The organism is Microbacterium phyllosphaerae, from assembly GCF_050628115.1.
Classification (GTDB): Bacteria; Actinomycetota; Actinomycetes; order Actinomycetales; family Microbacteriaceae; genus Microbacterium; species Microbacterium phyllosphaerae_A.
This window is the reverse complement of record NZ_CP192502.1, coordinates 1,900,846-1,912,899: the sequence shown is the minus strand read 5'-3', so window position 1 is coordinate 1,912,899 and position 12,054 is coordinate 1,900,846. Positions and strand designations below refer to the sequence as shown.

6 protein-coding genes and 1 tRNA gene are annotated in these 12,054 nt (G+C 69.5%); 3 read left to right on the top strand and 4 right to left on the bottom strand.

The features are described 5' to 3' along the window. Positions 1-9: 9 nt before the first annotated feature. Both ACQ4LY_RS08875 and ACQ4LY_RS08870 read left to right on the top strand, forming a co-directional pair. Entirely contained in the window at positions 10-3,612 is a 3,603-nt protein-coding gene (locus tag ACQ4LY_RS08875) for a sugar-binding protein (RefSeq protein WP_431075651.1), read from the top strand. Next, on the top strand, positions 3,609-6,194 hold the full coding sequence (locus ACQ4LY_RS08870) for a family 78 glycoside hydrolase catalytic domain (protein WP_431075650.1): 2,586 nt from the start codon (positions 3,609-3,611) through the stop codon (positions 6,192-6,194). The genes ACQ4LY_RS08875 and ACQ4LY_RS08870 overlap by 4 nt, the downstream gene beginning before the upstream one ends. A gap of 172 nt (positions 6,195-6,366) precedes the next feature. Here the strand turns inward: ACQ4LY_RS08870 and ACQ4LY_RS08865 are convergent. Further along, a tRNA-Ser gene (locus ACQ4LY_RS08865) sits at positions 6,367-6,457 on the bottom strand. A 57-nt stretch (positions 6,458-6,514) separates the two neighbouring features. After that, complete coding sequence (locus ACQ4LY_RS08860) at positions 6,515-7,561, bottom strand: hypothetical protein (protein WP_431075648.1); 1,047 nt, start codon at positions 7,559-7,561, stop codon at positions 6,515-6,517. A gap of 127 nt (positions 7,562-7,688) precedes the next feature. Here ACQ4LY_RS08860 and ACQ4LY_RS08855 point away from each other — a divergent pair, with 127 nt between their 5' ends. Beyond that, positions 7,689-8,465, top strand: coding sequence for a hypothetical protein (locus ACQ4LY_RS08855; protein ID WP_431075647.1), 777 nt, complete (start codon positions 7,689-7,691; stop codon positions 8,463-8,465). Between the two features lie 172 nt (positions 8,466-8,637). On the opposite strand, the gene cydC is transcribed toward ACQ4LY_RS08855, so the two are convergent. Together cydC and cydD are read right to left on the bottom strand one after the other, a co-directional pair. Continuing rightward, positions 8,638-10,311 (bottom strand): thiol reductant ABC exporter subunit CydC, encoded by a 1,674-nt coding sequence (gene cydC / locus ACQ4LY_RS08850; RefSeq protein WP_431075646.1) that lies wholly within the window; start codon positions 10,309-10,311, stop codon positions 8,638-8,640. Beyond that, positions 10,308-11,975, bottom strand: a complete 1,668-nt coding sequence (cydD, locus tag ACQ4LY_RS08845) for a thiol reductant ABC exporter subunit CydD (RefSeq protein ID WP_431075645.1) — start codon at positions 11,973-11,975, stop codon at positions 10,308-10,310. The genes cydC and cydD overlap by 4 nt, the downstream gene beginning before the upstream one ends. Positions 11,976-12,054 lie beyond the last annotated feature (79 nt).

The window sequence follows — 12,054 nt, the reverse complement described above, 5'->3', positions numbered from 1 at the left end:
GAGATCTCTGTGTCCGCACCCCGTCATCGCGCGCTCGGCATAGCCGCCGCAGCCGTCGTCACGCTCGCCGCGAGCCTTCTCGTATCGGCGCCCGCCCAGGGCGCCGTGCCCCTCACGATCGAGGGAGAGAGCCCCACCTCCACGAACATGATCCCGGGTGCCGCCGCGCAGACCGGCGCGAGCGGCGGATCGTCGCTGCGCCTGTACACGGCGGCCGACGCCCCCGACGGCGGATACGTCGCGACCTACGAGATCGAGGTCGACGAGGCATCCCTGTACCGTCTCGACGCCACGACGATCCCGACGGGCGTGGACTGGGCCTCCCCGTTCCGCGTGCGGGCGAATGACGACGCGTGGCATGAGAGCAGCGACGCCCGTCAGCTCTCGACCGTCACGAACGAGCTGCGCCGCTACGAGTTCGCGACCCTCGCTCTGGATGCCGGGTTCAACACCGTAGAGTTCCAGGTCACCGAGCGTCGGGTGTCGCCGAACACGAACTACACGCTGTTCCTCGACGCCTTCACGCTCACGCCCGTCGAGGTCACGCTCGACTCCGTGACGGCACCCGGCCGCTTCGGCGTGTTCGAGCAGGGCGAGGCCGTCGTGCTCGATGCGGCCATCAACGCCGAAGCGCCTTCCGCCGTGCCCGTGACCTGGAGCGTCACCGACTACGGCGGCGCAGTGGTGGCAGAGGGCGAATCGACTGTGGAGACGGGAACCTCTGCCGCCAGCATCGAACTCGGCACCGGTCTCGACACAGGCGCCTATCGTGTGACCGCCCACATCACCGGATCGGAAGCCTCCGTCGAGGGCGCTTTCGCGGTGCTGCCCGATTCCTCTTCCCGGCCCGACGTCGACGACAGTCCTTTCGCAGTCGACGTCTACGGATCGAAGCTCATCGCGACGGACGATGCCGAGGCTTTCGCCCACGTGCTCTCGCTCACCGGTGTCGACTGGATCCGCGACCGGCAGCGATGGAACGACGTCATCAACCCCGAGCCGGGAACCATCGACTTCTCGGGTGAGCAGCAGCCGCTGAACTGGTTGCAGGCGGCCGACGCCGCCGGCCTCAAGACGCTCTCGTCGTTCCACGACGGCCCGGCCTGGACCCGGACGCCCACGCGCGAGCTGCCGCAGGATCTCCGCGACATCTACGGCTTCGCCCTGGCGGCCGGCGAGCACTACGACAGTCTCGTCGACGCGTGGCAACTGTGGAACGAGCAGAACCGCAAGTTCGCCCTGGAGTCGGAGGGCGCAGACCGGTATGCCGCCGTCATGAAGGCGGCGGCCCTCGGACTCCTCGATTCCGGCACCGACGCGCTGCTCGTGAACGGCGGCCTCGCGGGCGTCGATCCGCACTATGCGCAGTGGCAGTTCCGCAACGGCATCCTCGATTACCTCGACGCGTACGCGTATCACACGCACACCACCGTGAATCCATCGGCCTCGGTCAACGCGCACCCCGACTTCTCTTCGCAGCTCGAGGCGGCGCAGCCGTACGGCGGCGACGGGAAGGGACGATGGGTCACCGAGAGCGGCATAGCCCTCAACACCGCCGATGTGAATCAGCTGCCGACCGCCACGCAGGAAATGCTGCAGGCGCGGTACATCGTCAGCTCGGCGGCCGAGTCGCTCGCGCAGGGCTCGACCAAGCAGTTCTTCTTCATCGCGGCGCCGTATCGCGAGGGCGCCTCGTACTGGAGCATGTACCGGAGTCCGGATGAGCCGATGGCCGCGCTCGCGGCTCAGTCGGTCATGACCAGGGAACTCGGTGAGGGACAGTACATCGGCGCGCTGTCAGGCCTGCCTGCAGGCGTCTCGGCATACGTGTTCGACACCGGTGACGGCCCGGCCGCTGTGCTCTGGGCGGCGACGGACACCGAGGTGACGGTGCCGGTCGAGGGCGATGCCTCGCTCGTCGACCTCATGGGGCGCGACTGCGACGTCTCTGCGTCGACCGGCAGCGCGACGTTCACGGTGGGCCCCGACCCGGTGTACCTGTCGACCACTGGCTTCCCCGGGCTCGATGAGGCGCCAGCGGTCGACGAACCCGCCGCGCCGCTCGACGCCGCGGACTTCAGCGCGGCCGAGCGCGTCGTCATCCAGCCGGTCTTCGATGCCGAGACGTCGAAGAACTCCCAGCTGTACGGCTACGGCCTCGACGCAGGATCGACCACGGCGGTCACAGTCGAGGTATACAACTTCAACGACATCGAGGTCACGGCGCAGATCGCGGCGACCGCCGCGGGCGGCTGGCAGATCGGCGGCGGCGATCAGACCGTGACGATCCCCGCTGGCGGCAAGAGCGACGTGACGCTCGAGATCACCGCGGGGGCCGACCTTCGTCAGACGATCGCAGACCTCACTCTCGTGGCCACGGTCGACGGCGAGACATCGTCGCCCGCGGTGGCCGAGCTCCGTCCGCGCACGGCCTCGCTGACGGTCGAGCACGTCATCGACGGCGCCGACGACGTGGTGAAGGCTACGTATACGAACACGACGGATGCCGTGCAGCACATCTCGAGCGCATCGTGGACGTTCGGCGAAGACGTCAACACGACGGATGCAGACGTCGATGTCGCCCCCGGCACCACTGCGACGCTGCTCTCGACACCTGGACCTGCGGGGGTCGGCGAGGTGGAATACACCGCCGGGCTCACGATCGACGGGGTCGGCGAGGTGTCGGCCAGCGGCACCCTGTCGGCTCTCGCGTGGCTCGACGTGCCCCGCGTGCCGCAGCGCACGATCGAGATCGACGGCGTGCGCGACGATCTAAGCGACCTGGAGTCAACGACCCTCATGGCACCGGGCGTCGACGGCGACAGCCTCGCCGCCGAGACCTGGTTCACATGGGACGAGGAGAACCTGTATCTCACCGCCGAGGTGGCGGACGACATCCACATCCAGCCCTTCACGGGCAACGCCACCTGGCAGGCCGACGGACTGCAGTTCGCCGTCGCACCGAACTGGCCCGGAGAGACCGATCTGCGCCCCGAGATCCAGGAGAGGATCGAGTTCGGCTTCGCACTCACGCCGCAGGGGCCACAGCTCTACCGGTACGCCTCGGGCGCGGTGAGCGGACACCTCACCACGGCGGATGTCGCGGCGGTCCGCGATGACACGGCGAAGACCACGGTGTACGAAGCGGCTGTGCCGTGGACGCTACTGGAACCGATCGGGGTGACTCCGGCCTCGGCCGCCTCACTCTCGATCGTGGCGAACGACAGTGACGGCGACGGCACTCGCGGATGGGTGCAGTGGGGCGGCGGGATCACGACGGCGAAGGACAGCGAGCTGTTCGAACCGGTGATCTTCGCGGACGACGCGGCCGGCGCGGTCGCAGGTTCCTCGAACGTGCGAGCCCAGTGCTGGGGCGACGGTGCCGCGCTGGCCGCCTACGCGTGGAACGACTCGGCAGCCGCCGTCGATGTGCGGTTCTCGACTCCGCTCGGCGACCACGTGGTGCACGACCTCGCCGCGGCGACGGGCGGGTACCACGCGTTCCGGCCGGACAGCACCACGGTGAGCGGCGGGACATCGCTCACCGTGGTGGCGGCCGAGGCCGGCACACGCTCGTTCGAGATGGATGGCGGGAGCGTGACCTGCGAATGATCGAACCGTATCGCCTGCGGGTCGAGGCCCGTGTCGAGCCTCGAGAGGTCGACGTCGTGAACCCCGAGCTGTCCTGGGCGCTGCGCAGCGACGCCGATGGCACCGTCGCCGTCAGCCATCGGGTGACTGTGCGGAGGGTCGATGACACGGCCGTGCTCTGGGACAGCGGCGCTCGACACGGCTCCTCGACCCGCCTGCGATACGACGGTCCGGCGCTGAGTCCGGAGACGACCTTCATCTGGACGGTGGAGGTCGAGGACCAGAAAGGTAAGCGAGTCGCAGCCGAGTCGTTGTTCGAGACGGGCATCGCGGACTGGTCCGGGGTCGCCTGGATCGGTCGCGATCCCGAGCCGAACGGCGCGATCGACGCGAGCGACCGCGACAGCGAGCCCCCCGTGCGGCCGACGCTGCGCACGAACGATCTGAAGCCGCCTCTGCAGCTGCGCCGCGCCTTCCACACGACCGCCGTGCCCGAGCGCGCTCGTCTGACCGTGACAGCTCGCGGACTCGTCGTGCCGTACGTGAACGGCACGCGGGTCGGCGACGACGAGCTGCTGCCGGGGTGGACGGACTACCGCACGCGCATCCAGTACCGGACCTTCGACGTCACCGCGCTGCTGCATGAGGGCGAGAACGTCGTCGCGGCCGAGGTGGGCGAGGGCTGGTGGTCGGGGTTCGTCGGATTCGACCACCGCCACCACGCCCACCACTACGGCACGGCGCCACAGCTGCTCGGACGCCTCGTGATCGACGACGCCGACGGCGGACGGACGGCGATCTGCACCGACGAGGACTGGCGCGAGCACGAAGGTCAGCGGCGATGGGCAGACCTGCTCATGGGCGAGTACATCGACAGCGCACACGGCACTCCCGGATGGACGGGGCGCGGCTTCGACGACTCCGCCTGGCGATCGGCGCGCATCCTCGACGCGGACCCCGGCCCGCTGATCGGGCAGCGAGACGAGCCGGTGCGCGTGGTCGACGAGCTCGCCCCGGTGGCGATCGACCGGAGCGCGACGCGCACGATCATCGACTTCGGACAGAACCTGGTGGGACGGCTGCGCTTGCCCGCGAGCCCCGATCACGCGCTCCGGGTGCGGCACGGAGAGGTGCTCGATGCGGACGGCGAACTCTACACCGACAACCTCCGCTCGGCCGAGGCCACGGATCACCTGCGCACCACGACGCCGGCCGAGCCGGTCTTCACGTTCCACGGCTTCCGTTATGCCGAGCTGAGTGGAGCCGACGTCGACCCCGCACAGGTGCGCGCCGTCGTGCTGTCGAGTGACGTCGAGTGGACGGGCGAGGTCACCACGTCGTCTCCGTTCCTCAATCGGCTCATCGACAACATCCGCTGGGGTCAGCTCGGCAACTTCGTCTCGGTGCCGACCGACTGTCCTCAACGCGACGAGCGGCTCGGCTGGACTGCGGACGTGCAGGTGTTCGCCCCGACGGCGACACTCAATGCCGACCTGCAGGCGCTCCTGCGCCGGTGGCTCGATGACCTCGTCGCGGCGCAGTTGCCCAACGGATCGGTGCCCGATGTCATCCCGCGCTCCCCCGGCACCACGCTGTTCGACTACGGCGCGCCGGGCTGGGGAGATGCGATCGTGCTCGTGCCATGGACCCTCTACCGCACCTACGGAGACGTCGACGTGCTGCGGGCGATGTTCGAGCCGATGCGGCGATGGCTCGACTACGTCGCGGTGCGCAACCCCGACGGGCTGTGGCGCTCGGGTCGCGGCAACGATTACGGCGACTGGCTCTCGGTCGACGAGCACACCCCCAAAGAGGTGGTCGCGACGGCGTACCACGCGCACGCGACGGCCGTCGCGGCGCGCATCGCAGGGGTCCTCGGCGAGCACGAATCGAAGGCAGCCCTCGAGACGCGGGCATCGCTCGCGCGCACGGCGTTCGTCGCGTCGTTCCTCGACGTGCCGGGCCGGGTTCGCGGGGATTCGCAGACCGGGTATCTCATGACCCTCGCGTGGGATCTCGCTCCCGAAGATCAGCGGGACGCGCTCTTCGCCCGTCTCGTCGAGAAGATCGAGGGCCGCGGCGCGCGCCTCACCACCGGGTTCCACGGAGTGGCGCTCCTGTGCCCGACACTCTCGAGATTCGGCCGCGCGGATCTCGCTTACGACTTGCTCTTCCAGCGAGACTTCCCATCATGGGGATTCTCGATCGACAACGGCGCCACGACGATCTGGGAGCGGTGGGATGGATGGACTCCCGATGCCGGCTTCCAGACGCCCGAGATGAACTCCTTCAACCACTACAGCCTCGGATCCGTCGGTCAATGGATCTACTCGGATGTCGCAGGGATCGCCCAGACAGAGACCTCGACCGGCTTCGATGAGGTCGTGATCGCGCCTCACATCGACTCTCGACTCGATTGGGTCAATGCCCGTCTGCAGACGACTCGCGGCGAGGTCAGCACCCGATGGGAACGCGTAGGCGACGAGATCCTCCTCTCAGCGACGCTGCCGCCCGGGATGACTGGAGTTGCCCGCCTGGGCGGGCAAGAGGTTCCGTTGGTAAGCGGTACTCGCACTGTGGCTGCACTCGCTACTTCGGTGTGACACTGACACTGGTCGCAAGGGCAGTGAGTGGTCGGTGCGCACGAGCAACCGGGGAGAGTCGGGGCGGATCACCACTCGAGAATCTGTTACCGCTGCCTTACTGCTGACATCGCTCAGCACATGACAAAGGCCCCGCATCCCAGTGTTTGCAAGGGATTCGGGGCCTTCGTGGTGGCGGTGACGGTGGGATTTGAACCCACGGTAGGGGGTTACCCTACACAACTTTTCGAGAGTTGCACCTTCGGCCGCTCGGACACGTCACCGCGGACTAGCTTACGACAACCCGCGCCACGGCGCGAATCGAGCGTGTCAGCACCGGATCACCAGGCAGCGGCGACCTCCGCGTGCGTGCGCAGGATCGCGTCGGTCGTTCCCTCGGGAGCACGCCCGATGCCGCACTCGGTGGCGACGCCGAACTCGGGTGCGAAGCGCTGCGCGACCGCGATGCGACGCTCTGCTCCCTCGGCGCCGTCTTCGCGGTGCACGAGCCCGAGGTACAGCTCGCCGTCGTACTCGAGTCCGGCGAGCGGTGCGTAGTACGCCTCGTCGTCGCGCGCGATCGGCACGGGCAGGTGCAGCCAGGTCAGCTCCCGAGTGGATGCTGCGGTGACGGCGTTCGCGTAGCGGACGACGTTCGCGGCATCCGTCGGCTCGAAGAAGTGCTTCTCGGCGACGTCGCCGTAGCAGAGGTGCACGCCGACCTCGACGTCCGCCGGCACGGCGTCGATGAACGCCGTCAGTCGCGAGACGAGTCCGGGGAACGGGTCACCCTCCCACCACACGTCCATGACCCGCCCGAACGCGGGCGCCGCCTCGATCACGCCCATCTCGCTGGCGACGTCCCACTGGATCGCAAGGTCGTCATGTGGGATCGCCGCGAGGATGCGGTCGACCTCGCGCAGCAGCGCCGCGGTGTAGACCGGGTCGATGGCGGCGCGGTCATCGCCGAAGAAGAACGACGAGACGACCGCGACCGTGGTCGGGAGCGAGACCTGAAAGCGGGTCGTGGCAGGCACGACGCCCTCGTCCCGCAGCCGCCGGAAGATCGCGTACGACTCGATCGCGGCATCCGCGTATCCGAGCGGCGGGAGCTGGATGCTCGCCGCGTCCACCCCGTCGGCGATGCGCAACGGGCGGGCGTCGATACCTGCTCTGAACGGGATGGGCTCATTGCCGATGCGCTCGATGCCGTCAGCCTCTGCGAGCACGTCGGGCTGGAACATGATCCAGTGAAATCGCCTGCCGACCTCGCCGTCGGGGATGCGGCGCAGCAGCGGGCCGAGCACCTCCGCTGCCGTGCGGATCGTGGTCTCGGCGTCGTCGAAGTTCACACTGCCCACGAGGAGGGCGCCCTGCGGCTGAGTCATGCATCCAGGGTATCGCCGGGCCCTTTTCTCCGGTGGTGCCCCCGTCAGGCATCAGCCCCGCTGGTTAGGATGGCCTAAGGCATTCCGTCAGGGATGAGCCGCGGAGTCGAGGCACGGAGGGGACGCAATGGCCTTCATCACATCAGAGGCGCTGGCAGAGACCGGCTACGTCGTGCTCGACGACCACGACCAGGCATCCGACCCCGCCGAGTGGCTCGACCTCGACTACATCGGCTGGCGCTCATCCGGCGTCACTCGCTTCGCCCCGCTCGCGAGCTACGCCGGCGAGATCGAATGCAACGGCTTCTGGAACCACACCCCGCCCCGCACCGACAAAGACGGAGTGTGGGTCGCCTCACAGGTCGCGATCGCGCCGACCCTGCAGCGCCGAGCGCTCGAACCGGGCGCCGGGGTCGGCCGTTGCCGCGTGATCGAGCTGCAGCCCAATGAGTACGCGGATGCCGTCTACAACCTGCACCAGGACGACAACAACCGCCTCAATGAAGACGGCACCGGCTGGGTCGTACGCGGCTACTACAACCTCTCGGACGACTCCGACTCACTGCTGCTTCTGCGCTCCGACCGGTTCGATCCGGCGACCGAGATCCGGCTGCCGCTGCGCGAGGGGTCGCGGATCATCGTCGACACCCAACGCTTCTGGCACGCGGTCTGGCATCGCGGGGTCGCCCCTCGCTACGCGCTGATCACGTCGTGGACCTCGGGACCCGAGCTCGACGCCTACATCGAGGCCAATCACGGCGACCCGCACCCTGAGACCGTCGACCTCGATCCGCGCCTCGTCGACGACGCGCAGGTCGAGCTGCACCGCCGCATCGAAGAGCGCCGTCGCGCCTTCGAGGCCCAGGGCATCGTCATGGAGCCCCGCGCCGACCTCAACGTCTGACCTCGGCGCCTCGCCCCGATTCGTCTCGTCGCTGCGCTCCTCACTCAACGACCGGAAACGCCCCGCTGCGCTCCTCGCTCAACGACCGGAAACGCCCCGCTGCGCCCTCACTCGACGAACGAACCACATCCGGTCGTTGAGCGAGCGAAGCGAGACGAAACGCGCCACCCGACTACGCCGAAACCGTGCGCCCGTCTTTCAACCGGACGACCCGGTCGACCGTCCCGGCCGGCGGGGCGACGTGCGAGATCAGGAGCACCGACTGATCCCCTGCCGCCTGCAGCAAGTCGCGCAGCAGCGCGTCGGATGCGTCGGGGTCGACGCCGGCCGTGGGCTCGTCGAGCACCAGCACCGGGAAGCCGCGAAGCAGTGCCCGCGCCAGAGCGATGCGCTGCGCCTGCCCGCCGGAGACGAGTCCGCCTCGATCGCCGACTCGCGCATCGAGGCCACCCCGCTCGCGCACCCAGGCACCGAGACCCACCCGATCGAGCACGGCGAGCAGCTCGTCGTCAGTCGCCGAGTCACGGGCGAAGAGCAGATTTTGGCGGATGTCCTCATCGAACAGCTGCGGACGCTGCTCGCACAGTCCGATCGTGCGGCGCAGCGCCGGGCCCGACAGCGACGCAGCATCCATGCCGCCGACGGAATACTCACCCTCGACGCGCAGGAATCCGACGAGCGCCGCGGCCAGCGAGCTCTTGCCTGCACCGCTCGGACCCGATACCAGCACACGTTCGCCCGGATTCAGGTCGAGATCCACTCCGCGCAGCGCGGGTGCCCCACCAGGCCACCACGCCCGCACGCTCCGCAGTCGCAGCGTCGGAACGCCGACGATCTCGGCGTCGTCACCCTCGTCCGACCGCAGCTCGGCCGGCACCTCGGAGGGCAGCACGTCGACGATGCGCTCCGCGCTCGACCGCACGCTCCGCCAGGATGCTGCCGCGATCGGCACAGCACCGAAGACCTCGAACACGACCATCGGCACCAGCACGGCGACCGCCAGCCACGGCCCGTCGATCGCACCCGTCGCGAGGCCGGGAGCCGCGACAGCGAGCGCCCACACCGACGCGGCGCCCGCCACGGCCGAGACCACGCCCGCCGCGATCGCCTGCGCGAGCGAGGCCCTGCTGACGGCGCGGCGCAGGTCGGCATCCGCCTGTCGCACGCGCTCGCGCGCCTGCGGTTCGGCTCCATAGGCGAGCAGCACATCGAGCGCGCCGAAGTAGTCGGTCAGCGCGGCCGAGAGGTCGCCTCGGCGGCGAGAGACAGCGGCCTCGGCGCGGGATCCGAAGAGCCACCCCAGACCGATCGCCGCAGCGGCAGCGATCACCAGGCATGCGGCGAGAGTGAGCGCCGCCGGCACCGACACGAACAGCAGGAATCCCACCGCTCCGAGTGCGACGAGCCCCGACACCGCGAGCGGCTGCACCACCCGCAGCGGCAGATTCTGCAGATTCTCGACGTCATCGACGAGCGCGGACTGCACCCGACCGTGGTCGGTGCGTCCGAGCCCCGCAGGCGACAGAGGAGTCAGCCGCCTCACCATGTCGGCACGGGTCGATGCGAGCTGACGCAGCGCCGCGTCATGTCCGCTCAGCCGTTCGAGGTAGCGGGTGACGGCACGCGACACCGCGAAGAACCGCACCCCCACGACGGCAATCGACAGCGGCACGAGCGAGTCGACGATCGAGGCGCTGACGATCAGCCAGCCGCTCACGGCGAGGAGGCTCACGGCAGCGCCCGCCGACAGGAAGCCCCAGATCGCCCCGGGCAGGAAGCGGCGAAGCGGCGGCTGCGCGGGACGAAGGATGCCGCGCACGCGCTCCGCAGTACCGGCACCGCTCATACGCTCACCCCCAGCTCGACGACGTGGTCGGCGATCGCCCTGGCCGAGCGGCGGTGCGAGACGAGGAGGATCATGGCCCCGGCATCCGCCCGTGCGCGCAGCGACGCCCAGAGCCGCTCTTCGGTGTCGGAGTCCAGCGCGCTGGAGGGCTCGTCGAGCGCCAGCACCGCGTCGGGCCGCGCGGCCTGCCGATACAGTGCCCGCGCGACCGCGACGCGCTGCGCCTGGCCGCCCGACAGCCCGCTCCCCTGCACGCCGAGCTCGAGCCCCGGGTCGAGGTCGTTCGCGCAGGCGTCATCGAGGGCATGGCGGATGCCGTCGGCATCCGGCGCCTCATCGCCCAGCGCCACATTGGCCGCGATCGTGCCGCGGCTCAGCTGGGGACGCTGTCCGCTCCAGGCCAGCCACTCCCATGGTGCGACCTCGCGCGCATCGACGCCGCCGACGGTTGCAGTCCCCTCGAACTCGACCGCACCCCGCAGAGCCGCGAGCAGACTCGACTTGCCCGCGCCGCTCGGCCCCTCGATCAGGGTGATGGTTCCGGGGGCCGCGGTGAACGAGACCGGCGGCAGATCGCGCACCCGCAGGTCGGTGACGACCAGATCTCGCGCGTTCGCGGTTCGCGATTCAGCATGGATGTCGTCACGACCGGCTGCCAGCCCACCAGACGACCCGGTGCCGGCATCTCGTGCTGAATCGTGAACACCGCCCGCCCGAGCCTCGGCCGCATCCAGGACCTCGAACACGTCTTCCGTCGCCGCGACGCCCTCGGACGCGGCGTGGAACTGCACCCCGACCTGCCGGATCGGCAGGAACGTCTCGGGCGCGAGCAGCAGCACGAACAGACCGACCTCGAGCGACAGGTCGCCCGACAGCAGCCGGAATCCGACCGCGACCGCGATCAGCGCCACGGCGAGCGATGCCAGCAGCTCCATCGCGAAGCCCGAGAGGAACGAGAACCGCAGCACCTTCATGGTCTCGCGGCGGTACTCGTCGGCCGTGGCCTCGATCTGCGCGGCGGCTCGGCGCTCGCGCCCGAACAGGCGCAACGTCGAGAGTCCCTGCACGGTGTCGGCGAACCGCGCCGCGAGCCGTTGCAGCGTCTGCCACTGCCTGCGCTGCACCGTACGGGTCGCGATGCCGATCAGGATCAGGAACAGCGGGATCAGCGGCAGCGTGATGAGCGCCGTCAGTCCGCTCGGCCAGTCCTGCCACCACATCACCGCGAGCAGCACCGGCGTCGCGATGACCGTGAGCACGAGCTGCGGGATGTATCGGGCGAAGTACGCGTCGAGCGCTTCGAGCCCGTGACCTGCCGTCACGGCGAGCCCTGCCTGATTGCGCTGCGCGAGCCACGCGGGTCCGAGACGCCCGACGGCGGCGATCAGAGCGGCCCGCAGCTGCATCCCGGTCTTCGCGGCAGCGCGGGTTCCCGCGGCATCCGACGCGGCGATCAGCACTCCACGCAGCGCCGCGAGCCCGAGCAGCCACAGCAGTGTCGTCGTGACGTCGCGTCCGGCGAGCGCGCCGGTCACGGCATCCGTCAGCATCCAGGCGAATGCGATCGTCACCGCCGTCTGCGCGACGCCGATCACGCCCGACAGCAGCAGGAACCCGCGGGCGGCGCTCGCATAGCGCAGCAGGCGGATGTCGACCGGCTTCACGCGCGACCCTCCCACGCCGCAGACCCGAGAGAGGTCGCTCCGGTCGCAGTTCGTGCCGCTCCCCGATCAGGAAGACGGC

Excerpts from the sequence above, each read along its gene's own strand:
- ACQ4LY_RS08860 (WP_431075648.1), bottom strand. The coding sequence starts at position 7,561 with ATGACTCAGCCGCAGGGCGCCCTCCTCGTGGGCAGTGTGAACTTCGAC.
- ACQ4LY_RS08855 (WP_431075647.1), top strand. The coding sequence starts at position 7,689 with ATGGCCTTCATCACATCAGAGGCGCTGGCAGAGACCGGCTACGTCGTG.
- cydC (WP_431075646.1), bottom strand. The coding sequence starts at position 10,311 with ATGAGCGGTGCCGGTACTGCGGAGCGCGTGCGCGGCATCCTTCGTCCC.
- ACQ4LY_RS08870 (WP_431075650.1), top strand. The coding sequence starts at position 3,609 with ATGATCGAACCGTATCGCCTGCGGGTCGAGGCCCGTGTCGAGCCTCGA.